The 23,549-nt window shown below is 66.5% G+C and carries 23 protein-coding genes and 1 tRNA gene; 13 read left to right on the top strand and 11 right to left on the bottom strand.

Features of this window, described 5'->3' with window-relative positions:
• Positions 1-32: 32 nt before the first annotated feature.
• Complete coding sequence (locus tag AAFF27_17605) at positions 33-1,274, bottom strand: sensor domain-containing diguanylate cyclase (protein XAH21827.1); 1,242 nt, start codon at positions 1,272-1,274, stop codon at positions 33-35.
• Between the two features lie 148 nt (positions 1,275-1,422).
• On the opposite strand from AAFF27_17605, the gene AAFF27_17600 reads away from it, so the two are divergent.
• Positions 1,423-2,610 carry a PLP-dependent aminotransferase family protein gene (locus AAFF27_17600; protein ID XAH21826.1) on the top strand — a complete coding sequence of 396 codons (1,188 nt, stop codon included), beginning with the start codon at positions 1,423-1,425 and terminating at the stop codon, positions 2,608-2,610.
• Here the strand turns inward: AAFF27_17600 and bla are convergent, their stop codons facing one another.
• Entirely contained in the window at positions 2,611-3,495 is an 885-nt protein-coding gene (bla, locus tag AAFF27_17595) for a class A beta-lactamase (protein XAH21825.1), read from the bottom strand. It lies immediately after the preceding gene.
• 334 nt (positions 3,496-3,829) lie between these two features.
• On the opposite strand from bla, the gene AAFF27_17590 reads away from it, so the two are divergent.
• Positions 3,830-6,025, top strand: coding sequence for a transglycosylase domain-containing protein (locus AAFF27_17590; protein ID XAH26258.1), 2,196 nt, complete (start codon positions 3,830-3,832; stop codon positions 6,023-6,025).
• A gap of 30 nt (positions 6,026-6,055) precedes the next feature.
• Positions 6,056-6,373 (top strand): DUF6172 family protein, encoded by a 318-nt coding sequence (locus AAFF27_17585; protein ID XAH21824.1) that lies wholly within the window; start codon positions 6,056-6,058, stop codon positions 6,371-6,373.
• Here the strand turns inward: AAFF27_17585 and AAFF27_17580 are convergent.
• The 3 genes from AAFF27_17580 to AAFF27_17570 all read right to left on the bottom strand — a co-directional run bounded on the left by AAFF27_17580 (position 6,370) and on the right by AAFF27_17570 (position 8,687).
• Positions 6,370-7,623 (bottom strand): DEAD/DEAH box helicase, encoded by a 1,254-nt coding sequence (locus AAFF27_17580; GenBank protein ID XAH21823.1) that lies wholly within the window; start codon positions 7,621-7,623, stop codon positions 6,370-6,372. The genes AAFF27_17585 and AAFF27_17580 overlap by 4 nt on opposite strands.
• A gap of 27 nt (positions 7,624-7,650) precedes the next feature.
• The gene (locus tag AAFF27_17575; GenBank protein ID XAH21822.1) at positions 7,651-7,878 is read right to left on the bottom strand and encodes a hypothetical protein; all 228 of its coding nucleotides are present in this window, start codon (positions 7,876-7,878) and stop codon (positions 7,651-7,653) included.
• 206 nt (positions 7,879-8,084) lie between these two features.
• On the bottom strand, positions 8,085-8,687 hold the full coding sequence (locus AAFF27_17570; protein ID XAH21821.1) for a hypothetical protein: 603 nt from the start codon (positions 8,685-8,687) through the stop codon (positions 8,085-8,087).
• Between the two features lie 116 nt (positions 8,688-8,803).
• On the opposite strand from AAFF27_17570, the gene AAFF27_17565 reads away from it, so the two are divergent.
• Positions 8,804-9,139 carry a hypothetical protein gene (locus AAFF27_17565; protein ID XAH21820.1) on the top strand — a complete coding sequence of 112 codons (336 nt, stop codon included), beginning with the start codon at positions 8,804-8,806 and terminating at the stop codon, positions 9,137-9,139.
• A gap of 74 nt (positions 9,140-9,213) precedes the next feature.
• On the opposite strand, the gene serB is transcribed toward AAFF27_17565, so the two are convergent.
• Genes serB through mfd form a run of 4 tightly spaced genes read right to left on the bottom strand, consistent with a single transcriptional unit; the run spans position 9,214 to position 14,153 of the window.
• Positions 9,214-9,927 (bottom strand): phosphoserine phosphatase SerB, encoded by a 714-nt coding sequence (gene serB / locus AAFF27_17560; GenBank protein ID XAH21819.1) that lies wholly within the window; start codon positions 9,925-9,927, stop codon positions 9,214-9,216.
• A 39-nt stretch (positions 9,928-9,966) separates the two neighbouring features.
• Positions 9,967-10,368, bottom strand: coding sequence for a PIN domain-containing protein (locus tag AAFF27_17555; protein XAH21818.1), 402 nt, complete (start codon positions 10,366-10,368; stop codon positions 9,967-9,969).
• On the bottom strand, positions 10,368-10,634 hold the full coding sequence (locus AAFF27_17550; GenBank protein ID XAH21817.1) for a hypothetical protein: 267 nt from the start codon (positions 10,632-10,634) through the stop codon (positions 10,368-10,370). Before AAFF27_17550 ends, AAFF27_17555 begins: the two co-directional genes overlap by 1 nt.
• A 39-nt stretch (positions 10,635-10,673) precedes the next feature.
• A complete protein-coding gene (mfd, locus tag AAFF27_17545; GenBank protein XAH21816.1) occupies positions 10,674-14,153 on the bottom strand; it encodes a transcription-repair coupling factor in 3,480 nt (1,159 codons plus the stop codon).
• Positions 14,154-14,278: 125 nt separating this feature from the next.
• Here mfd and ispD point away from each other — a divergent pair, with 125 nt between their 5' ends.
• Both ispD and ispF read left to right on the top strand, forming a co-directional pair.
• Positions 14,279-15,070: a 2-C-methyl-D-erythritol 4-phosphate cytidylyltransferase gene (gene ispD, locus AAFF27_17540; protein XAH21815.1), complete on the top strand. Its 792-nt coding sequence runs from the start codon at positions 14,279-14,281 to the stop codon at positions 15,068-15,070.
• A gap of 10 nt (positions 15,071-15,080) precedes the next feature.
• The gene (ispF, locus tag AAFF27_17535) at positions 15,081-15,557 is read left to right on the top strand and encodes a 2-C-methyl-D-erythritol 2,4-cyclodiphosphate synthase (protein ID XAH21814.1); all 477 of its coding nucleotides are present in this window, start codon (positions 15,081-15,083) and stop codon (positions 15,555-15,557) included.
• Here the strand turns inward: ispF and AAFF27_17530 are convergent.
• Together AAFF27_17530 and ompR are read right to left on the bottom strand one after the other, a co-directional pair.
• Positions 15,543-17,033 carry an ATP-binding protein gene (locus AAFF27_17530; protein XAH21813.1) on the bottom strand — a complete coding sequence of 497 codons (1,491 nt, stop codon included), beginning with the start codon at positions 17,031-17,033 and terminating at the stop codon, positions 15,543-15,545. The two genes, ispF and AAFF27_17530, sit on opposite strands and share 15 nt — an antisense overlap.
• Positions 17,034-17,114: 81 nt before the next feature.
• On the bottom strand, positions 17,115-17,846 hold the full coding sequence (gene ompR, locus AAFF27_17525; protein XAH21812.1) for a two-component system response regulator OmpR: 732 nt from the start codon (positions 17,844-17,846) through the stop codon (positions 17,115-17,117).
• 178 nt (positions 17,847-18,024) lie between these two features.
• Here ompR and AAFF27_17520 point away from each other — a divergent pair, with 178 nt between their 5' ends.
• From AAFF27_17520 to phaR, 7 genes are all read left to right on the top strand, one after another.
• On the top strand, positions 18,025-18,729 hold the full coding sequence (locus AAFF27_17520) for an SIMPL domain-containing protein (GenBank protein XAH21811.1): 705 nt from the start codon (positions 18,025-18,027) through the stop codon (positions 18,727-18,729).
• Positions 18,730-18,897: 168 nt separating this feature from the next.
• A complete protein-coding gene (locus AAFF27_17515) occupies positions 18,898-19,851 on the top strand; it encodes an alpha/beta hydrolase (GenBank protein ID XAH21810.1) in 954 nt (317 codons plus the stop codon).
• A complete protein-coding gene (locus AAFF27_17510; protein XAH21809.1) occupies positions 19,848-22,064 on the top strand; it encodes a bifunctional (p)ppGpp synthetase/guanosine-3',5'-bis(diphosphate) 3'-pyrophosphohydrolase in 2,217 nt (738 codons plus the stop codon). Before AAFF27_17515 ends, AAFF27_17510 begins: the two co-directional genes overlap by 4 nt.
• Positions 22,065-22,139: 75 nt before the next feature.
• A tRNA-Val gene (locus AAFF27_17505) sits at positions 22,140-22,216 on the top strand.
• 85 nt (positions 22,217-22,301) lie between these two features.
• On the top strand, positions 22,302-22,583 hold the full coding sequence (locus tag AAFF27_17500) for a hypothetical protein (protein XAH21808.1): 282 nt from the start codon (positions 22,302-22,304) through the stop codon (positions 22,581-22,583).
• An 82-nt stretch (positions 22,584-22,665) separates the two neighbouring features.
• Positions 22,666-22,836 (top strand): hypothetical protein, encoded by a 171-nt coding sequence (locus AAFF27_17495; protein ID XAH21807.1) that lies wholly within the window; start codon positions 22,666-22,668, stop codon positions 22,834-22,836.
• Positions 22,837-22,968: 132 nt separating this feature from the next.
• Positions 22,969-23,502 (top strand): polyhydroxyalkanoate synthesis repressor PhaR, encoded by a 534-nt coding sequence (gene phaR / locus AAFF27_17490; GenBank protein XAH21806.1) that lies wholly within the window; start codon positions 22,969-22,971, stop codon positions 23,500-23,502.
• Positions 23,503-23,549 lie beyond the last annotated feature (47 nt).

The raw sequence follows: 23,549 nt of genomic DNA, 5'->3' as shown, positions 1-23,549 counted from the left end.
GCTATGGTTTTTGAAATTCTGCGGGCGGGCGCTCAATCCGCGCAAACCAACTGGTTGCGCCCGCTGCGCTTGGCCTGGTAGAGCGCGCGGTCGGCTCGCTCCAGCAGATCGCTTAGCTGCGCATCGGTGGCGCGCACGCCGGTCATGCCGATGCTGGCCGTCAGCGTGCGGGCCTCGCCATCGTGCGGCGGCAACTGCAGTTGGGCAACGCGGCGCACCAGTTGCTCGGCCACTTCGGTTGCCGCCTCGGCCGTGGGGCGCGCCAGCAGCAGGCCAAATTCTTCACCGCCCAGGCGCCCGAGCAGGTCGCCAGCGCCGATATGGGCCTCCACCGTTTCGGTAAAGCGCACCAGCGCCCGGTCGCCCTCCTGGTGGCCGTAGCGGTCGTTGATGGCCTTGAAGTGGTCCAGGTCCAGCACCAGCAGCGCAAACCAGCCGCCGCCCTGCCGGAAGCGCAGCAGCCGCGCCTCGGCCTGTTCCAGGAAGGAGCGCCGGTTGGCAATGCCGGTGAGCATGTCGGTGCGCGCCATGTGCTGCAGCTCGCGCTCCAGGTTCTTGCGCTGCGTAACGTCGCGCCACAGCCCTTCCACGCCGGCGAAGGCGCCAGCGGCATCGCGCAGCGCGCGGCTGCTGATGGAGATGTCGATGACGCGGCCGTCCTTGCGCACCATCTGCCCGGGGAAGTCGGTCACCTCGCCATAGACCTGGATGGCGTGCGTGAAGGCGTCGCGGTCGGCCGTGTTCGGGTACCAGGCCTCGGCCTTGCGGCCAATGATCTCCTGCGGGTCGTGGCCCAGCACGCGCCGCACGGCCGGGCCGACGTTGGTCACCACGCCCTCGGCATCGGTGCGGTAGTAGACGTCCTGCATGTTCTCGAACATCTCGCGGTAGCTGCGCTCGCTGGCGCGCAACTGCTGCTCGGTCTGGCTGTGGCCGGTCATGTCCAGGCCATTGACCACGATGGTGTCCTTGCCGGCATGGCGGGCGGCGGCGCTGGTCAGCAGCAGCACGCGCGATGCGCCACGGCAGGTCTGGATGCGCAGGTGGGCCGGTGCATTGGGTGTGGCATCGGAGCCCAGCCGGCTCAGCCGCAGCGCCGCGCGGGCCTGGTCCAGGGGATGGATGAATGCCTCTGGCGGGCGGCCCAGCAGGGACTCGGGGCCGTCGGCCTCCAGCACGGCGACGCAGGCGGCATTCACGTAGACGATGAGGCCTTCGGATATCACCATCACCGCGCTGGGCAACGCATGGAGCAGGTCTGGCGGGGAGAGCATACGGATTGCGGAGCGCCGGAAGCGAAAACGTAGCGGCCATGGTAGCGGTGAATTGCTGCGGGCCACGCGCGCCCGACGGGTGGTTGCGCCAGCGCCGCGCGACAATACGCCGCAGCGCTTCCCTTCATCGCAACAGAGACCCCATTCCATGCAATTCGCCGACCGTCTCCAGAAAGTAGAAACCTCCGCCATCCGCGAACTCTTCAAGCTGCTGGGCAAGCCCGGCATCATCAGCTTTGCCGGGGGCTTTCCGGACAGTGCGATGTTCGATGTGCAGGGCATCACCGAGGCCGCCAACAAGGCCCTGGCCGAAGAGCCCGGCGCGCTGCAGTACGGCGCCACCGAAGGCTACAACCCGCTGCGCGAGCAACTGGCCGCCTTCATGCAGAGCAAGGGCGTGCAAGGCGCCACGCCCGAAGGCCTGATCGTCACCACCGGCAGCCAGCAGGCGCTGGACCTGCTTGGCAAGACCCTGATCAACCCGGGCGACAAGGTGATCGTCGAGGGCCCGACCTTCCTCGCCACCATCCAGTGCTTTCGCCTGTACGGCGCCGAGGTGATCAGCGCGCCCATCGACGCCCACGGCGTGCAGACCGACAAGCTCGAAGCCTTGATTGCCGAGCACAAGCCCAAGTTCGTCTACCTGATCCCCACCTTTGGCAACCCCAGTGGCGCGCTGCTGCCGCTGGAGCGCCGCAAGAAGGTGCTGGAGCTGGCCGTGAAGTACCAGACGCTGGTGGTGGAAGACGACCCGTATGGCGACCTGTACTTCAACGACGCACCGCCGCCCAGCATCCTGGCCCTGAGCGCCAGCGTGCCCGGCAGCCGTGACTGGATCGCCCACTGCGGCAGCCTGAGCAAGGTGCTGAGCCCTGGCCTGCGCGTGGGCTGGCTCATCGCCCCGCCGGCCTTGCTGGCCAACGCCACCATGTGCAAGCAGTTCAGCGACGCCCACACCAGCACCTTCGCCCAGGCCACCGCCGCCAATTACCTGAAGGCCGGCCGCATGCCCGGCACGCTGGCCCATGTGCGCAAGGTCTACGGTGAGCGCGCAGCCGCCATGGGCGCAGCGCTCAAGCGCGAACTGGGCGACGCCATCGCCTTCACCCAACCCGAAGGCGGCCTGTTCTTCTGGGCTCGCCTCACCGGTGCCGGCGGCAAGGTGAAGGACGCAGGCGAATTCGCCAAGCGCGCCATCGAGCAAGGCGTGGCATTCGTGCCGGGCGCGCCTTTCTTTGCTGCAGCGCCCGACACGTCGGCGCTGCGCCTGAGCTTTGCCACGGCTGACGTGGCCAAGATCGAAGAGGGCATTCAGCGCTTGAAGAAGGCGCTGTAGTCAGACCAGCGATGCTGCGAGGCTGCCCACCCGCGCCAGCGCGCGGTCCCGTGCCGCCGCGTCGGCCGTGCTGCTGGTGAGGTAGCCACACACCAGCAGCGGTGCGCGCCCGCCCGGTGGCCAGAGCACGCCGATGTCATTGCGGGTTCCGTGGTCGCCGGAACCGGTCTTGTCGCCCACGCGCCAGCCTGTGGGCAGTTGGGCGCGCAGGCACTTGTCGCCGGTCTTGTTGGCCAGCAGCCATTGGTTCATCTGCTCTTTCGAGCGGGGGGAGAGGGCATCGCCCAGCACGATCTTGCGCAGCGTGCCCGCCATGGCCGCAGGCGTGGTGGTGTCGCGCGGGTCGCCCGGCGTGGCCTCATTCAGGTGTGGCTCGATGCGGTCGAGCCGGGTTTTGTCGTCCCCCAGTGTGCGCACATAGGCGGTCAGGCCCTCGGGGCCGCCAAAGCTGGCCAGCATCAGGTTGGCGGCCGTGTTGTCGCTGAGCGTGACGGCGGCCTCGCACAGCTCCGCCATCGACATGGGGGCGCCACCCACCCGTGCTTGCGTTACGGGCGCGTACTCAAGAATGTCTTCTGCCCGCACGCTCACGCGCCGGTCCAGCCGCTCGCGGCCCTGGTCGACCCGCGCCAGCACCAGCGCCGCCGCCAGCAGCTTGAAGGTGCTGCACATGGGAAAGCGCTCATCGCCGCGGTAGCTGTGCAGGGCGCCGGTATGGCTATCGAGCACCGCCACGCCCAGCCGGCCGCCGCTGTCGGCTTCGATCTGGCGGGCCTTTTGCTGGAAGTGGTCTTGGGGCGTGACCAGCCATTTCTGGGTGCATGCGCTGCTGGCGGATGCGGCTGTAAACAGGCCCAGGGCGTGGGTGAATTGGCGTCTCTTCATGGAGTCTCGGCGGCCGTTGCTTGGATGGTGGGGAATGATGCACGGCCACACCGGTGTTGTTCGCCATGGCGAAGGCGGTTGCGGCTTGATACGCCCAAAGCTGGTTCTGTTACATCTGCCGCGGCGCCCCTTCGGGCACGGCTGTTGCAAGTGCTTGCTTGATGTTTTTCAGCCCACCCGCCCTACCACAGCGCACTTGTCCCAGTTTTACAAACCTGTTGCATACGCCCCCTAAGATGCGCCCGTGATTGCTTCCGTCCTGGCCCGTGCCCCCACTTTTCTAGCCCAACAAACCCGCCGTACCTGGGGCGCTGCGCGCGCGCATCCCTGGCGGGTGCTTGCAGCGCTGCCGGCTTTGGTACTGCTGTATGTGCTGCTGCTGATTCCCTTCACGCCCGGCGTTGGCGACATCCGCCATGCCAGTGACGAGCGGCCCGCCGTGGTGCTGTCGGCCGACGGCAAGGTGCTGGCGGAATTCCGGCGCACCAACCGCCAGTGGGTCAAGCTGGCCGATATCTCGCCGCATGTCATCACCGCCTTGCTGTCGACCGAGGACCGGCGCTTCTACAAGCACCACGGCATCGACTTCAAGCGCACGCTGGCGGCGGTGCTCAATACGGTGCGTGGTGACCGCCAGGGCGGCTCCACCATCACGCAGCAGCTCGCGCGCAACCTGTACCCGGAGCAGATCGGCCGCTCGGTCAGCGTCACGCGCAAGGCCAAGGAGGCCATCACTGCCCTGAAGCTGGAGGCGGCCTATTCCAAGGACGAGATCCTGGAGACCTACCTCAACACCGTGCCCTTCCTCTACAACGCCTATGGCATCGAGATGGCGGCGCGCACCTATTTCGACACCTCGGCCGACAAGCTCGACGTGCTGCAAAGCGCCACCCTGATCGGCATGTTGAAGGGCACCAGCTACTACAACCCGGTAAACAACCCCGAGCGCGCACAAGAGCGCCGCAACACCGTGCTGGCGCAGATGGCCCTGCGCGACGGCCTGCCCGCCGGGCAACTGGCCGCGTTGCAGAAAAAGCCGCTGAAGGTGGACTTCGAGCGCCAGGACGACGCCGTGGGCCCCGCGCCGCACGTGGCGCGCCAGCTGCGCCGCTGGCTGATCGACTGGGCCGACCGCAACGGCTACGACATCTACTCCGACGGCCTGCGCGTGCAAACCACCATCGACTCGCGCCTGCAAGACCTGGCCAACCGTGCCGTGCAGCGGCAGGCCGACCAGTTGCAGAAGGCCGCCAGCGCCCAGTGGGGCCCGCGCGCCTGGACGGCGCAGCGGCCCGTGGTGCAGGCGCTGCTGCGCGAAACCGCGGCCTACAAGACCGCGCGTGACGCCGGCCTGGACGACGCCAAGGCGATCAAGCAGGTGCTGGCCGACGCCGACGCCATGCAGGCGCTGCGCGACGACAAAACCCGCCTGCAGGCCGGCTTCCTGGCGGTTGACCCGCGCAACGGCCAGGTCCGCGCCTGGGTCGGCAGCCGCGGCTTTGCCGAAGACCAGTTCGACCACGTGCAGCAGGCGCGCCGGCAACCGGGCTCCACCTTCAAGCCCTTTGTGTACGGTGCCGCATTTGCGCAGGGCATAGACCCGAACGAGACCTTTGTCGACGGGCCGGTCGCTATCGCGCTGGGCAACGGTCAGGTCTGGCGGCCCACCGACGGCAATGAATCCAGCTTCCAACCCATGACGCTGCGCGACGGCCTGGCGTTCTCGCGCAACACCATCACTGCCCAGCTGATGCAGCAGGTCGGCCCGGCCAAGGTGGCCGGGCTAGCCCGCGCCATGGGCGTGCGCCAGAGCAAGCTGGACGAGGTGCCCTCGCTGGCCCTGGGCACCAGCCCGGTCACGCTGAAGGAAATGGTCACGGCCTACAGCAGCATTGCCAACGGCGGCAACTACATCGCGCCGGTGCTGGTCACCCGCATCGAGAACCGCAAGGGCGAGGTGCTGGAGCAGTTCCAGGTAGCCGCACCCGAGCCGGCACTGGACCACGCGGCCGCGCAGACGCTGCTCGACGCCATGCGCGGCGTGGTCGACAAGGGCACGGGCGCCGGCATTCGCGCGCGCTTTGGCATCCAGGGCGATGTGGCGGGCAAGACCGGCACCACCCAGGACAACACCGACGGCTGGTTCATCCTGATGCACCCGCAACTGGTGGCGGGTGCCTGGGTGGGCTTTAACGACAGCCGCGTGACCATGGGCGATAGCTGGGGGCAGGGCGCCCGCAGTGCGCTGCCCATCGTCGGTGACTTCATGCAGGCGTCCTTGCGCGCCAAGGTGCTGGACGCCAGCGCCGCGTTTGATGCGCCGCGCCTGCCGCCGCCTCCGCCACCACCAGAGCCCGTCGCCTTGCCTGAGTTTCAGGCGGCCGTGCCGCCGGACGCGCAGACGGCTACGCCGGTCGATGTGGGCACGATCGGGCCGGCACCCGTGGCCGAGCCGGCCGTCGTGGTGTCGCCGGTGCGCTCCCCATCGCTGGAGTCGATCTCTGGGGCTCCGCAGCGCGTGCCGCAATAGAGGGCACCCGCCGGCACGGTACGATCACCCATGAAGAAAACTTTTCAGCTCAATATCGAAGGCAAGAACCGCGACCGGGTTCTGGAAGCCGTAAAGCACGAAATCCGCAAGTACATCAAGCGCGAACGCCGTCGTGAACTCCCGCCAGGCGTGGACTACTGGGACTTCAATTGCAAGTTCGGCCTGACGGAGCAGGCGGCCGAACATGTGCATCTGGCCAATCTCACGGAGTCGATCGACGCCGCCGCCGCTGAAGCGGCCGGCCAGTTCTATGTGGAGATCCTGGCTGCGCACGGCGTGCGCAAGGCCCGGCCGGCACCGGAGGCCGAGGCCTCCGACCTCGACTAATCGCCGCGTGCTGCCGCTGCGGCGGCGCGCAACTTGTCTTTCTTGCTAGGGCGCTTGCCCTTGATGCCGCCGGTGCCTGGTGCCTCGGCGGCTTTTTCTTTTGATTCCACCTCAACCGGCTCGAAGCCCGCGATCTGCTCGCGCGGCAGGCTCAGGTTCTGGCGTTTTTCGATCAGGCGGAAATGCGCCTCCGTGTCGGCGCTGGTGAAGCTCACCGCCAGGCCGCTTTCGCCCGCGCGGCCGGTGCGGCCAATGCGGTGCACATAGTCCACGGCCGAGCGCGGCAGGTCGTAGTTCACCACCACTGGCAACTGCGAAATATCAATGCCGCGCGAGGCCAGATCGGTCGTCACCAGCACATCCCAACGGCCGGCCTTGAACTCTTCCAGTACCTGCTTGCGCGCGCCCTGGCTCAGCCCGCCGTGGAAGGGCGTGGCGAAGATGCCGTTCTTGTAGAGCTTCCAGGCCACGTGCTCGGTGGCGTACTGGGTGGCCACAAACACCAGCGCCCGGCCCCAACCGCTTTCCTCCAGCAGGTGGCGCAACAGCTCGGTGCGCCGGCTGGCATCGACCTGGATCACGCGTTGCAGGATGGCGGGCTCATTCCCCGGCGTGGCCACGACCTCTACACGCACTGGCTGGCGCAGCAGGCCGGCAGCCAGTGCCTCGACCGCAGGCGGGAAGGTGGCAGAGAAGAACAGGTTCTGGCGCTGCTGCGGCAGCAAGGCCAGCACGCGGTTCAGTTCCTCGGAAAAGCCCAGGTCCAGCAGGCGGTCGGCCTCGTCCAGCACCAGCAGGCCCACGGACGAGAGCCTGAGCGCGTTGTGCTCCACCAGATCGAGCAGGCGGCCGGGCGTGGCCACCACCACATCGGCGCCGCCGCGCAGGCCCATCATCTGCGGATTGATCGAGACACCGCCAAACACCACCGCCACCTTGGGCGGCTGCGGCAGGTCCTGGGCCAGGCTGCGCAGCACTTCGCCGACCTGTGCCGCCAGCTCGCGCGTGGGCACCAGGATCAGCGCGCGTACCCGCCGTGGCGTGTGCTGGGGGCCTTCCTGCAGCCGTTGCAGCAGCGGCAGGGCAAAGGCTGCCGTCTTGCCGGAGCCGGTCTGTGCCGAGCCAAGCACGTCGGCGCCTTGCAACACGGCGGGAATCGCAGCGGCCTGGATCGGCGTGGGCGTGAGAAAGCCGAGCTTGCCGGCAGCGTGGACCAGCGCGGGAGAAAGGCCGAGTGAGAGAAAGGGCATGAGGGGCTAATCGGCCAGAGAAGAGAGTTAGGGCGAGCGATGCAGCCGCGGTGCGGCCAGGGCGTCGATGTTGTCGCTGACAGCCACATCCACGTCGCGCCAGCGCCCGGCGGGTTGCAGGGCGGCCAGGGCGGTCTGCAGGGCGCGCAGGTCTTTCACGCTGGGTGCGACTTTGATCTGCGCAATGGCTGCAGCTGAGTTGCCACCTTTGACCAATGCCAGCACCTTGCCGGCCCATTCATTGGCTCGCGCCATGGATTCCCCTGTTGTGTATCGAGCCCCCGATTGTCCCTGACCCGTCAAGCCCGTGGCGTAAACGCGGTGGCTGGACTGAATACTGGCACCGAGGGCCGCGGAGCAGGCCAAGCGCAGACATCCGCGGAACCGGCTCCGCCGGGCCGCAGGATGTGCCCCCTGGAGGGGGTTGGCGAAGACACGAAGTGCGTAGCCTGGGGGTGATCTCAATACGGCAAGGCAAAGCCATCGCGACCGGCGTTGACGCGGGTCGCCGTGGCTTGCCCGGCAATCTCCTGCGCCGTGATCGACACACTGGCGCCGGGCACCAGCAGGCTGCGGTCGCCGGGGCGGAAGGTGACGATGGGCGTGCCGGGCGGGATGACCAGGGTTTGCTCGCCGCCCTTGTACTTCAGCTGCAGCTTGCGGCCGGACGGGGCAGCGGCCACGTCGGCGACGGTGGCGTTGGTCATGGTGCTTTCGGGCTGCAGGTCGAAGGGGTGAAAGCCTTCGCCGGTGCCGCGCGCGGATTCGGGGAATACGGTGACGGCGATGGCGCGCTGGGTGCCGTCGGGCTGTGGCAGGGCGGCGGTGCCGATGAAGCTGCCGGCCTGGATATCGGCCAGGTTGATGGGGAAGACCTCTTGCACCGCCAGGGTGCCGGGCAGCGCCAGTGCCACGGTGTCGCCGTTGCGCGCCTTGACGGTCAGGGTGGTGGGCGTCACGGCCTGCACCGTACCGCGCAGCCGCACAGTGGGCGTGCCTGCGGGCTGCGCCACGGCCCAACTGGTGGCCAGGCAAAGGGCAAGGGCGGAAAGAGTGGATTTCATGGCGGGTTCTTGGGGCGGACGGGATGGAGGGCGGATCGTGCCACGGCGGCCGGATTCATGTGCGGCACCCTCGCAGGCCCTCTTGCAAGCGCTGCCGCCACCCCCAGCTTTCGGGCATGAATACCACCCATGCTCTTTCCCAAAACGCCCTGGTGCTGGCCGGGTTGCTGCAGCGGCTGGAAAGCCGTGGCGGCGCCGACGCCGGGCAGTACCGCGACGTGGTGGCCCGGCTCACCAGCGAACTGACCGACGTGGCGCCTGGCGCCGCGCTGGACGAGCTGCTGGCGGCTGCGCCCGTGGCCGCCGAGATCTACGAGAACCTGAACTACCAGCACGCGGGCCTGTGCCGCTCCCCGCTGGATGCGTCGCTGGCCGCAGAACTGAGCGCCCGCGAACTGATTGCGCAGGCCATGCGCCCAGCGGAACACGGGACGCCACGCCGCAGCGCTTGAATACGGTTTTTTGGTAAAAAGTGCCTCTAGCCCTTGTGTGGCCTGGGCTAGTAGCTATAAAAATAGTAGTAGGGCTACTGCAGCACTTCCAGCAGGCGATCCAGCCCGCCGTCATTGATGGCCACCATGGCTTGCTCGCGCACCTTGGGCTTGGCATGAAAGGCCACTGACAGGCCGGCCGCGCCCATCATCGGCAGGTCGTTGGCGCCGTCGCCCACGGCAATCGCCTGGGCCGGCGCAATGCCCAGCAGCGAGGCCACTTCCAGCAGCGTGCGGCGCTTCTCGGCGCCATCGCAGACGTCGCCCCAGCTTTGCTCCGTGATGCGGCCGGTGAGCACGCCGCCGGCTTCCTCCAGCAGGTTGGAGCGCGCAAAGTCGATGCCCAACTGCGCCTTCACCCGGTCGGCAAAGAAGGTAAAGCCACCGCTCACCAGCAGCACCTTCAGGCCCGCCGCCTTGCAGGCGCTCACCAATTCGGCCGCGCCAGGCGAGAAGCGCAGGCGCTCGTCATAGACCTGCTGCAGCGAGGCGGTCGGCACGCCTTCCAGCAGCGCCACGCGGCGGCGCAGGCTCTCTTTGAAGTCGGCGATCTCGCCGCGCATGGTGGCCTCGGTGATGGCGGCGACTTCGGCCTTCTTGCCAACGGCGTCGGCGATCTCGTCGATGCATTCGATGGTGATCAGCGTCGAATCCATGTCGAAGGCGATCAGCTTGAAGTCGGCCAGGCGCAGCGGGGATTGCAGGCCTTGCACGACGAGGCCGGGGGAGGTTTCGGTGGGCGAGGACATGGATGCGGTGGAAAAAGGAAAAAGAAGTGAAAGCCGCGCTCAGGCGTACCAGTCCTCGACCCGCAGGCCGGGGACGCGGGCGAACTCGCGGGTGTTGTGGGTGACAACGGTGAGGTCGTGGGCGAGGGCAATCGCGGCGATCTGCAGGTCATTGCCGCCGATCGGCGTGCCCTGGCGTTGCAGCGCGGCTTGCAGTTCGCCGGCCCGCTGCGCGCTTGTGGCGCCATAGTCCATCAGCGCATAGCGTTGCCGCAGGGAGTCGATGTACGCCAGCATGCCGCCCGGAGCCGTGGACTTGGCCGCGCCCAGGTGCAGTTCCTGCAGCGAGATCACGCTCCAGGCCAGCGTCTCGGCCGCATGGCTGTCGAGGCGCGCCAGGCACAGGCCCTGGCGCTTGCGTGCATAGATCAGCGTGTTGGTATCGAGCAGGTAGCGCGGCATCACTCGAACGGCTCGCGCGGTGCGTCTTCGCCCAGGCCGGCGTAGCGCGTCTTCGGGTCGAGCAGGAAGTCCAGTTCGTCGCCCGGCGGGCCGTACTGGCGATCGATGTCTGCCAGCGCTTCGGCCAGGCTTCCGGGCCGGGCCTTGGCCTTCTCCGCCTCCGCAAACTGCGCGAACCACTTGCTCACCGACATTTGCGCGCGCGCCGCCGCAGCCTTGGCGGCGGCGAGGGTGTCTTCTTCGAGATAGATGGTGACTTGCGACATGGCGGTAGCCTCCTGTGGCGGTGGCAATTACATGCGCAATTATACGGAGGCCGCCACCTCTGCCACAGGCTGCCCCAGCGCCCGCAAGATATCCCGCACCATCTGCGCCCGCTCCTTGGGCTCGGGCAGGTCGCGCTCTATGCGCAGCTTCTCGTTGCCGGCGAGCTTGATGTGCTTGTTCTTCTGGATCAGCGCAATGATGCGCATCGGGTCTATCGGCGGGTTGGGCTTGAAGGTGATGTGGGTCACGCCCGGCGCGGCATCGACCTTGACCACGCCGTAGGGCTTGGCCAGCACGCGCAGGCGGTGCACGTCGATGAGGGTCTGCGCCTGGGCGGGCAGCTTGCCAAAGCGGTCGACGATTTCTTCCAGTAGCCCGTCGATCTGATCCGTGGTTTTGGCCGTGGCCAGCTTTTTGTAGAAGGACAGGCGCAGGTGCACGTCGCCGCAGTAGTCGTCGGGCAGCAGGGCGGGCGCGTGCAGGTTGATCTCGGTCGTGACCGACAGCGGCGCCAGCAGATCGGGCTCGCGGCCGGCCTTGAGGGCCTTTACCGCTTCGCCCAGCATCTCGTTGTAGAGCTGGAAGCCGATCTCCATCATGTTGCCGCTCTGGTTCTCGCCCAGCACCTCGCCGGTGCCGCGGATCTCTAGGTCGTGCATGGCCAGGTAGAAGCCCGAGCCCAGCTCTTCCATCTGCTGGATGGCGTCCAGCCGCTGCTGCGCCTGCTTGGTCAGGCCCTCGGTGTCGGGCACCATCAGGTAGGCATAGGCTTGGTGGTGGCTGCGGCCGACGCGGCCGCGCAGTTGGTGCAATTGCGCCAGGCCAAACTTGTCGGCGCGGCTCATGACGATGGTGTTGGCGGTCGGCACGTCGATGCCGGTCTCGATGATGGTCGAGCACAGCAGCAGGTTGTAGCGCTGCGCCACGAAGTCGCGCATCACGCGCTCCAGCTCGCGCTCGGGCATCTGGCCGTGGGCCACGGCAATGCGGGCCTCGGGCAATATCTCTTCGAGCTTCTGGCGCCGGTTCTCGATGGTCTCGACCTCGTTGTGCAGGAAGTAGACCTGCCCGCCGCGTTTCAGCTCGCGCAGCACGGCCTCGCGGATCACGCCCGTGCCCTCGTTGCGCACAAAGGTCTTGATCGCCAGCCGGCGCTGCGGCGCGGTGGCGATCACGCTCAGGTCGCGCAGGCCTTCCAGCGCCATGCCCAGCGTGCGTGGGATGGGGGTGGCGGTGAGCGTCAGCACGTCGACTTCGGCGCGCATGGCCTTCATCTGCTCCTTGTGGCGCACACCGAAGCGGTGCTCCTCGTCAATGATGAGCAGGCCCAGGTCCTTGAACTTGACCGATTCGCTGAGCAGCTTGTGCGTGCCCACGACGATGTCCACGCTGCCATCGGCCAGGCCCTTGGCGGCGGCGTTGATCTCCTTGGTGGAGCGGAAGCGGCTCATCTCGGCCACCTTCACCGGCCATTTGCCAAAGCGGTCCACCAGCGTCTGGTAGTGCTGCTCGGCCAGCAGCGTGGTGGGCGCAAGAAAGGCCACCTGCTTGCCACCGGTGATGGCGATAAAGGCCGCGCGCAGCGCCACCTCGGTCTTGCCAAAGCCCACGTCGCCGCAGACCAGCCGGTCCATCGGCTGCGGGCTGATCATGTCCTGGATCACGGCGTGGATGGCGGCGCGCTGGTCAGCGGTTTCGTCAAAGCCGAAGTCGTTGGCAAAGATCTCGTAGTCGGCTGCGGCGTAACGGAAGGCATGGCCCTCGCGTGCCGCGCGGCGGGCGTAGATGTTGAGCAGCTCGGCCGCAGAGTCGCGCACCTGCTCGGCCGCCTTGCGCTTGGCCTTGTCCCACTGGCCGCTGCCCAGCTTGTGCAGCGGCGCCTCGTCGGCGCTCACGCCGGTGTAGCGGCTGATCTGGTGCAACTGGCTCACCGGCACGTAGAGCGTGGCCTTGTCGGCGTACTCCAGGTGCAAGAACTCCTGCATGGCCGGCGTGCCGTCGGCATTGGTGCCCTGGCCCAGGTCCATGTTGACCAGCCCGCGGTAGCGGCCAATGCCGTGCGCGGTGTGCACCACCGGGTCGCCCACGTTGAGCTCGGCCAGGTCCTTGATCAGCGCCTCGACATCACTGACCTGCTCTTGCCGGCGGCGCCGGCGCGTGGTCGGGCCGGCGGCGAACAGCTCGGTCTCGGTGACAAAGTCGATGCCGCCTTTTATCCAGGCAAAGCCGGTGACCAGCGCGGCGGTGGCGATGCCGAGCTTTTCTTCTCCCATCGCCTCGAACTCGGCCAGCGAGTCAAAGGCCGGCGGGCTGACATTGCTGGCACGCAGGAAGTCGAGCAGGCTTTCACGCCGGCCATCGCTCTCGGCCAGCAGCAGCACGCGCTGGGGCGTGTCGCGAATATGGGCCTTCAACCGCGCCAGCGGGTCTTCCGCACCGCGCAGCACAGACAGCTCGCCCAGCTTCTGGAAGTAGGGGTTGTCGCCCACGTCTTCCACGCCCGGGCGGATCGACAGCTGTGCGTGCGCGTTGGCGCGAACGTGGAACTGTTCGCTGGACAAGAACAGTGCCTCGGGCGGCAGCACTGGCCGTTCCGCATCGCCCTGCACCAGGCGGTAGCGGTCCTTGGTGTCCTGCCAGAAGCGGTGGAAGGCCGGCTCCAGGTCGCCATGCAGCACCACCGTGGCGCTGTCGCCCAGGTAGTCGAACACGGTGGCGGTGTCATCGAAGAACAGCGGCAGGTAGTACTCGATACCTGCCGTGGCCACGCCCGCGCCCATGTCCTTGTAGATGCGGCTCTTGGTCGGGTCGCCCTCCAGCAGCTCGCGCCAGCGGTGGCGGAACTTGGCACGCGCATCCTCGTCCATCGGGAACTCGCGGCCCGGCAGCAGGCGCACTTCCGGCACCGGGTACAGGCTGCGCTGGGTGTCGGGGTCGAAGGTGCGGATCGAGTCGATCTCGTCGTCGAACAAATCCACCCGGTAGGGCACCAGCGAGCCCATCGGGAACAGATCAATCAGCCCGCCGCGCACCGCGTATTCGCCCGGGCTCACCACCTGCGTCACATGGCTGTAGCCGGCCAGCGTGAGCTGGGCCTTGAGCCGTGCTTCATCCAGCCGCTGCTTGACCTTGAAGTGAAAGGTGTAGCCCGCCAGAAAGGCCGGCGGCGCCAATCGGTATAGCGCCGTGGTGGCCGGCACGATCACCAGATCGGCCTCGCCCTGGCTAATGCGCCAGAGCGTGGCCAGGCGCTCGCTGATCAGGTCCTGGTGCGGCGAGAAGGTGTCGTAGGGCAGCGTCTCCCAGTCAGGGAACAGCGCGCAGCGCAGCTCTGGCGCAAAAAAGGCCAGCTCATCAATCAGGCGCTGGGCATCCGTGGCATCCGCCGTGACGATGGCCGTGCGCTGGCCTGCGGCCTTCTCGCGCAGCCCCAACTGGGCCAGCAGCAGCGCATCGGCCGAGCCGGGCGGGCGCGGCACCGAGAAGCGTTTTCCGGGGGCGATGCGCGGGAGGTCCATGGGAAGGTGCCGGGAGGTAGGCAAGAGCGTCGTGCAAATAGGAACACCCCCCGGCGCGAGGACGGGGGGTAGAGGGTCGATTCTAGAATGTGCCCCTCATTCCTGCTGGCCTCCGCGCTTTATCCATGCCCTTGCCCGATTCCTTGGCGCACGCCGCTGCCCCCGTACGTTTCTGGGCGCTGATCCCCTGCGCCGGCGTTGGCGCGCGTGCGGGCGGCGAAGGCCCCAAGCAGTACCGGTCGCTGGCTGGTCAGCCCTTGGTACTGCATACGCTCGCGGCTTTTGCCGCCGTGCGCCGGTTGGCCGGCGGCGTGGTGGTGGTGGCCCCGGAAGATCATTTTTTTGATGCCCAGGCGCCGCTGAATAGTGGCTGGCAGGTGCAGCCGTGTGGTGGCGCGACGCGGGCCGCAAGCGTGGTCAACGGCCTGCAGGCTTTGGCAGGGCAGGGCGCCGCAGCGCATGACTGGGTGCTGGTGCATGACGCTGCGCGCTGCCTGGTGACGGCGCCGCTGATCGATGCACTGATCGACACCTGCGCCACCGACCCGGTGGGCGGCCTGCTGGCACAGCCGCTGGCCGACACCCTCAAGACCTCCAGCACCGATCGGGTCGAGGCCACGGTGGACCGCCGCGGCAAGTGGCTGGCGCAGACGCCGCAGATGTTCCGCATCGGCCTGCTGTCGCAGGCGCTGCAGCATGCAGGTGCCCAAGTTACCGACGAATCAAGCGCAGTCGAGGCCATGGGCCTGCAGCCGCGCCTGGTGCCGGGCAGCGCGCAGAACTTCAAGGTCACCTGGCCCGAGGATTTCGCCCTGGCCGAGGCCGTGCTGGCCAGCCGGCGGCATGCCGACACGGTGGCGCGCTTTGGCGGCCCGCGCGGCGAGGCATCTGCGTTGCCCGCCAAAACCCATTTCTGAAATGAACTCCATGAACATCCGCATTGGCGAAGGCTGGGACGTGCACGCCCTGGCCGCCGGCCGCAAACTCATACTCGGCGGCGTCGAGATCCCGCACAGCCTGGGCCTGCTCGGCCATTCAGACGCCGACGTGTTGTTGCACGCCATCACCGACGCGCTCTTGGGTGCGGCCGCGCTGGGCGACATCGGCACGCACTTCCCCGACACCGACGAGCGCTTTCGCGGTGCCGACTCCACCGTGTTATTGGCCGAGGCCGCGCGCCGCGTGGGTGCCGAGGGCTGGCAGATCGGCAACATCGACAGCACGGTGATCGCCCAGGCGCCCAAGCTGATGCCCCACATGCCGGCCATCCGCGCCCGCATTGCGCAGGTGCTGGCGCTGGAGGTTGGTCAGGTCAACGTCAAGGCCAAGACGGCCGAGAAGCTGGGCCCCGTGGGCGAGGGCCGCAGCATGGAAGCACGCGCAGTGGTGCTATTGTTTAGATAGCGGCTTGCGGGCTACGGACGGGCGCCACGAGCGCTTTTCCGTCGGATGAGGCTGGGCCGGCGTGCCATCTGCCGTGGCGCGTGTGAGGACGATGCGCGCATTGAGCCCGCCGGTGGGCGCATTGCTCAGTGTGAAGGCGCCGCCCATGCGCCGTACCGTCTTGTCGACGATAGACAGCCCCAGGCCAGCGCCGGTGGCCGAGGTGCGCGCGGTATCGCCTCGGAAGAAGGGCTTGGTCAGGCTCGAGAGGATTTCGGGCGGCACGCCATGGCCATGGTCGCGCACCGTCAGCACCACGGATTCCTCGCGGGCATGGGCCTCTATGTCGACCTCGGCCACGTCCAGGCCCGGAGATTTGCCGTAGCGGCGCGCATTCTCGATCAGGTTGGATACCACCCGGGCCAGCTCGGTGCCATCGGCCATCACCCGCAGGCTGTCGGGTACATCGACCCGGATCTGCAGCTCGTCGTGGTCTTCCACCGCGTAGACGCAAGAGGCCACCACATCGGCCAGCACGACTGGCCGCAGGTTGACATGGTCGGGGCGGGCGTAGTCCAGGAACTTGTCGATGATGGCGTCGAGCTGCGCCATGTCCGCGACCATGTGGTCACGCGCATCCTCGTCGGCCACGCTCAGCTCGGTCTCCAGCCGCAGCCGTGCCAGCGGTGTGCGCAGGTCGTGCGAAATGCCGGCCAGCATCACGGCACGATCCTGTTCCAGCTGCGCCAGCCGCCGCGCCATGCGGTTGAAGCCCAGGTTGACCTCGCGGATCTCGCTGGTCACGGCTTGCTCGTCCAGGTGGCTGCCAGCGAAGTCGCCTTCGCGCACACGGTTGGCCGCCAGCGACAGCTGTTTGAGAGGCCGGTTGATCAGCCGTGCAATGGCGGCAGCACCCGCCAGCGACAGCGCGGCAGCGGTCACCAGCCAGATCAGCCAGGTCTTGCCGCCTGCAGGGCTGAAGCGTGCGCGGTCCAGCAGCAACCAGTTGGAGTCGCCGTTGATGGCAAAGCCGACCCACAGGCCTTCCTCGCCGTTGACCGACTTGGCAATAACCGTGCCCCGGCCCAGGCGCTCCACCAGCTCGTCCGTCATGCGACGGCCAAGGGCGCTGTTCTCCAGTGGTTCGAAGGTGTCGCCAGGTTCGCGCGGCAGGATGCGCACGCCTTCCTGGTCGGCCATGGTCTTGATCAGCGATACGCGCGCGATGGCATCGGCGTGGATCAACGCGGCGCGGCTCAGGTTGACCAGGGATGCGATCTGCTGCGCCGTGTGCAGCGCACGCGGCTCGAACTCCAACGCGCGCAGGGTTTGCAGCCAAGCCAGGATGCTGCCGACAAGCAAGATGGCCAGCAGGAAGAAGGTGCGCCAGAACAGGTTCAGTCCCAGCCGCGGCGGCCGTGCCTCTTCCGGCGCGCCGTCCGCATCGCGCGGCAGGAGCTCCTTGGTCTGGGACAGATCGGTGGGGATCACTGCCATGGCGCAAATACCCTGCATCCTAAAGGCGGCAGGGAATGGCAGCAGCAGGGCGGCGCGGCGATCAAGGCCGCAGTTCCTCTATCAGCCCGCTCCGTCCGGTACGAAGACATAGCCCACGCCCCACACGGTCTGGATGTAGCGCGGCGCAGCGGCATCGATCTCCACGAGTTTGCGTAGGCGCGACACCTGCACGTCCAGGCTGCGGTCAAAGGGCTCGAACTCACGGCCACGCGCCAGCAGGGCCAGCTTCTCACGCGACAGTGGCTGGCGCGGATGGCGCACCAAGGCCTTGAGCATGGCGAACTCGCCAGTGGTCAGGGGCAGCTCTTCGCCACTCTTTTGCAGCGCGCGCGTGCCCAGGTCGAAGGTGAAGGGGCCGAAGTTCACCACCTCGTTGTCGCCCGAAGGGGCGCCTGGCGCCTCTTGCGGCGGACGGCGGCGCAGTACGGCGTGGATACGGGCCAGCAGTTCGCGCGGGTTGAAGGGCTTGCCGAGGTAGTCGTCGGCACCGACTTCCAGGCCGACGATGCGGTCCACGTCCTCGCCCTTGGCGGTGAGCATGATGATGGGCGTACGGTCGTTGGCCGCACGCAGCCGCCGGCAGATGGACAGGCCATCCTCACCGGGCATCATCAGATCGAGCACGATCAGGTCAACGGTGTCGCGCAGCAGGATGCGGTTGAGCGCCTTGCCATCTTCCGCGACCATGACTTCGAAGCCTTCTTGGGTGAGGTAGCGGCGCAGCAGGTCACGGATGCGCGCGTCGTCGTCGACCACCAGAATCTTGTCGGTACGGGCTGCAGCTTGGGTCATGGGCATTCCAGGAATTTGTAACAGCGGCCATTTTGTGGCCGTAAAACCGGACCAAGGGGCTTTTTTTGACCCAATGTTACAAGTCTTGCGGCGTGGCGCAAGAAGTTGCGGTGCGCCCGGCAATATCGTCCCAAAGACGGCCTTGACACGCTTTTTGTCCATCCAAACCGGAGTTTCAATGATCACTATCCGTCGATTGACTGCCCTGGCAGCCCTACTGGCTTGCTCTTCCTACGCGTTCTCCCAGACGCTGCCGCCGCCACAGAATGTTGTGCAACTGAGCGCCGACGCACAGGCCGAAGTGCAGCAGGACATGCTCAGCATGGTGCTTTCGACCACCAAGGAGGGGGCCAATCCTGCGGCCGTGCAGGCGCAGCTCAAGACCGCCCTGGATGCCGCGCTGGGGCTGGCACGCAGCGAGGCACGTCCGGGGCAGATGGATGTGCAGACCGGCAACTTCAGCCTGAGCCCGCGTTACGGCAAGGAGGGGCGCATTGCAAGCTGGCAGGGTACGGCTGAGCTGGTGCTGGAAGGGCGGGATTTCGACCGCATCACTTCAACCGCAGGGCGCATCAATACCCTGACGCTGGGCCGTGTCGGTTTTGGCCTGAGCCGCGAGCAGCGGGTGAAGGCCGAGTCCGAAGTGCAGATGCGTGCCATAGAGAACTTCAAGGCGAAGGCGACCACGTTGGCGCGGGGCTTCGGCTTTGGCAACTACACGCTGCGCGAAGTGTCGGTGAATTCAAGCGACTCTTCTCCGATGCCGCGCCCGCGCATGATGGCCATGGCCGCCAAGTCCATGGAGGCTGACTCGGCGGTGCCGGTCGAAGCAGGCAAGAGCACGGTGACCGTCAACGTCTCGGGTTCGATCCAACTGCAGTAGTCCCCGGCTGCCTGCCGTTGCAGCAGTCTGGCTCCGAGGCCGCGGGTCATAGGCATGACCCGCGGCTTTCTTTTGTGGGGCGTGGGTGTTTTGCTGGATGAATTAGGATGCCACGCAGGTCCTGCTCGCTGCGGCGTCGCAGCAGGGGCGGCCGTCTCTTGATCCGCGATGCATACCTTTGAACCTCAGCTGAAATTCGTCTCGTGCCCCAGTGCCGCAGGGGCGCCTCGTGGCGCCACGCCGCACGACGGCAGCCACCGCATGGCCTACTGGGAATGGAATGCGACTGGCAATCCCCGGCATCCACACGTCGTGGTGTGCGTACATGGGCTGTCGCGGCAAGGCCGGGATTTCGACGTGCTGGCACGCGCTTTGGCGCCGTACATGCGCGTGGTGTGTCCTGATGTGGTGGGCCGCGGGCGCAGCGATTGGCTGCAAGACCCTGAGGGTTACGCCGTGCCGCTGTATGCCGCCGACATGCTGGCGCTGCTCGCGCAGTTGCATGCGCAGTCGCCGGTCGAGACCTTGGATTGGGTGGGAACCAGCATGGGTGGTCTGATCGGCATGGCGTTGTGCGGGCAACCTGGCCTGCCGCTACCCTTGCCGGTGCGCAGGCTGGTACTCAATGACGTCGGTCCTGTGATCCAGTGGCAGGCTTTGCAGCGCATTGGCCAGTACCTGGGTCAGCCGGTTCGTTTTGGCACCCTGGAGCAGGCGGCTGAGGCGCTGCGCTTGCTGTCGCTGAGCTTTGGTCCGCACAGTACGGAAGAGTGGCTGGCGCTGTCGCGGCCCATGGTGGTGCCAGCGGACGCGGCAGATCCGTCTGCCGGGCTGATGCTGCACTACGACCCCGCCATTGCGGTGCCTTTTCGCGGCATGACGCAAGAAAGCGCCGTGCAGTCCGAAGCGGTGCTGTGGGCGCTCTATGACCATATCCGCGCCGAAACCTTGCTCTTGCGCGGCGCCGATTCGGACCTGCTCGCGGCGGCTACGGCGCAGGCCATGACCGGCCGGGGGCCGCAGGCGCGCCTGGTGGAGTTTGCAGGCGTCGGCCATGCCCCGACCCTGGTGGCGGCACCGCAGGTGCAGGCGGTCACAGACTTCCTGCTGCGCTCCGTATGAAGAGCCTGCTTGGCCCTCCGGCAGGCGCTGCTGCAGAGGCGGTGTCCGATCTCATTGTGGCAACGGCGAATGCATTGCCCGAGCAGAAGCAGGCCCTGGCGCGGGCGCGCGCCTTTGCCGAGCCTTTCCTGGCAAGCGAAACGCTGGATTCGGGCCAGAACACGCTGGCCCACGCTGACAACGTCTCCGACATCTTGCTGGGCATTGGCGGCTCCGAGGCGATGCGCGCCGCCAACTACCTGGTGCATGCCTGCGAGCACCTGGCGCGTCCGCAGGAAACCATCGCGCGTGCTTTCGGCGATGAGTACGCGGCATTGGCGATGGAGACCAACCGCCTGATCCATGTCCAGCGCCAGGCGCGCGGGGCGGCATCCTCCGCGCAATTGGTCGATGATCCGGCCCTGCAGACCGAGAACGTGCGCAAGATGCTGCTCGCCTTCTCGCGTGATCTGCGCGTGGTGCTGCTGCGTCTGGCATCGCGTCTGGAAACCCTGCGTTATTGCGCAGCGACCAGAGTGCCCATGCTGCCCAGCTTGGCGCGCGAGTCGCTGCATGTCTTTGCCCCGCTGGCCAATCGCCTGGGCATCTGGCAGATCAAGTGGGAAATGGAAGACCTCGCCTTTCGCTTCCTGGAGCCTGACACCTATCGCGAAGTCGCGCGCCTGCTGGACGAGAAGCGCGCGGAACGCGAGCTTTCCATGGAGCAACTGCGTGGTGGCCTGGAGGCCGAATTGCGCCAACGCAGCATTGGCGCCACCGTGCAGGGGCGGCCCAAACATATCTACAGCATCGTGCGCAAGATGCGGGGCAAGTCGCTCGGCTTCGACCAGGTGTTCGATATCCGCGCCCTGCGCGTCATCGTGCCTACGGTGAAGGACTGCTATGCGGCCTTGAGCTGGGTGCATGAGCGCTTCCAGCCCATCGTGGAGGAGTTCGATGACTACATAGCCAAGCCCAAGCCCAATGGCTATCAGTCGTTGCATACCGTGGTTCGTGATGACGCCGGGCGGCCGATCGAGATCCAGGTTCGCACCCAGGCCATGCACGACCATGCCGAGCATGGCGTGGCCGCGCACTGGGCCTACAAGGAAGCGGGCCAGAAGGGCTATGCAGGGGTTTCTGCCAGCAGCGACTACGACGCCAAGATCGCCGTGTTGCGGCAATTGCTGGCATGGGAGCGCGATCTGGCGGGCGGTCAGCAGGGCAAAGGTTTGTTCCAGGACTGCATTTATGTGCTGACACCCGATGCCGCTGTCGTGGAGCTGCCCCAGGGCGCGACGCCGATTGACTTTGCCTATACGGTGCACACCAGCGTTGGTCACCGCTGTCGCGGCGCGCGCCTGGATGGCGTCATGGTGCCGCTCAATACCGTGTTGCAGAACGGCCAGACGGTCGAGATCACCGTGGCCAAGGAGGGCGGCCCGTCGCGCGACTGGCTCAATGCTGGCCTGGGCTACCTGACCAGCCACCGTGCCAAGGCCAAAGTGCGGGCCTGGTTCAATGCGCAGATCGCCCACGAGAACGTCGCGCGTGGCCGCGAATCGGTCGAAAAGCTGCTGCAGCGCGAAGGCCGCACGGCCATGAAGCTGGACGACTTGGCCGAGCGGCTGGGCTTCAAGGCATCGGACGACCTCTTTGAGGCCGTCGGCAAGGATGAGTACTCGCTACGCAACATAGAGACCTTGTTGCGCCCGCCAGAGCCCGTGCTGGAGCCTGACGACTACCTGCTGTTGAAGAAATCCCGCAGCGGTGACAACACGCCCAAGGGCGGGGTGCTGGTGGTGGGGCTTGATTCGTTGCTGACCCAGTTGGCCAAGTGCTGCAAGCCTGCGCCGCCGGATGACATCCGCGGCTTTATTACGCGCGGCAAGGGCGTCAGCGTCCACCGCGCCGACTGCAGCAACTTCCGCGAGATGGCGGCGCGCGGCGCCGAGCGCGTGATTGAGGTCGAGTGGGGCCTGCCCAAGAAGGAGTCGGGGGAGGTCTATCCAGTTGATGTCACTGTTGAGGCCAGCGATCGCCAAGGCCTGTTGCGCGACATCTCGGACGTGTTTGCACGCGAGAAGACCAATGTAGTGGGAGTGCAGACCCAATCAATCAAGGGCACTGCGTGGATGACCTTCACGGTGGAGGTCGCGGACTCAGGCCGGCTGCAGAAGGTGCTGGCCATCGTGGCGGCGGTATCGGGGGTGCGATGGGCGCGGCGCAGGTGAAGATATTGCGCTCTTTCACTGCGTGAAGGCAGAAGCGCTTATTTCTCCTGCTATAATTTCATCTTTCGACGACTTAGGCGCGTAGCTCAGCTGGTTAGAGCACCACCTTGACATGGTGGGGGTCGTTGGTTCGAGTCCAATCGCGCCTACCAATACAGAAAGCCGCTTCAGGGAACCTCCGGGGAACTTGAAGCGGCTTTTGCGTTATCGGGCCCCGTCCATAGCCTGTCTGCCTGGATGAAATACACCAATATTCTCCTGACCGCGATCACCTGCCTGCTGGCACTGGTGGCCTACGAACTGCACCGCGTTCGTCCTGTGACGCTTGCTGAACTCAGCGGGCTTTCGGGCGAGGCGCAGGAAGCCCGCCGTGCGCAGATCCCATTGGTCCGCGTCGATGGGTTGGATGCCGATGATGAGAGTGACGGCGAAAGCGCTGACCAAGGGAGCGGTGCTGTGCGCATGCAACGTTCCGAGGCCAAGGTTCCGTCGCTCGCGCTGATGGTGTCTGGGCGCTGAGCATGCATCTGTGGGCGCCAAAGCAGCCTGCGATGTGTGGCCTAATCGAGAGTTCTGTTTTTCACTTGCAAGGAGCATCCATATGGGCAACAAGATCGTGACCGAAGCCGACCGCAAACGCGCACCAGCACCTGTGCCGCTCGCGGGCACCTCGCTGGCCCCTTCCGGCCGCGGCCAGCGCCGCAGCCTGGAGCGCGGCTCGGCCACGCGCAGTAAGAAGAACCCCGGCAAGCGCCCTCACAAGGGCGGTTGAGTCGGTGTGGGGCTCGGCATTTCCTGTGGGATGCCGGGCTCTCAGGGTTATCCTGCGGCAACCAGGGGACGCCCCTTCCTAGAATGTGTTGCGGTGCAAAAAGTCCAGAGGCGCCGGGCAGAGGAGTTTCCAGTGCAACACCCCAAGACCGTCGGCAGCGTCCCTGCGCAGCGCATCATCAAGAAGTACCCGAATCGGCGGCTCTACGATACGGCGACATCGGCCTACATCACGCTGACCGAGGTCCGGCAACTGGTCATGGCAAGCGAATCCTTTGTGGTGCGCGATGCCAAATCCAATGAGGACCTGACCCGCAGCATCCTGCTGCAGATCATCCTGGAAGAAGAGGCGGGCGGCGCACCTATGTTCAGCGAGGCGGTGCTGGCCAACATCATTCGCTTCTATGGCCACTCCATGCAGGGCTTCATGGGGGCCTATCTTGAAAAGAATGTGCAGGCCTTCACAGACATCCAGGCCAAGCTGGCAGAGCAGTCCAAGGGGCTGACCCCTGAGATGTGGGCCCAATTCATGAATATGCAGTCGCCGCTCGTGCAGGGCATGATGGGCAACTACGTGGAACAGTCCAAAAATACCTTTTTGCAGATGCAGGAGCAACTGCAGAAACAGACCGAACAGATGTTCGACGCCTTCGGCCTGAAGCGCTGAATTGGCCCTCGTTCTGCCGCAGGGCCTGCGGAACGGGGACAATACGG

This window comes from Xylophilus sp. GW821-FHT01B05 (genome assembly GCA_038961845.1).
Taxonomy (GTDB): domain Bacteria; phylum Pseudomonadota; class Gammaproteobacteria; order Burkholderiales; family Burkholderiaceae_C; genus Xylophilus.
The sequence above is the reverse complement of the archived record's forward strand: the minus strand, read 5'-3'. Positions and strand labels throughout refer to the sequence as shown.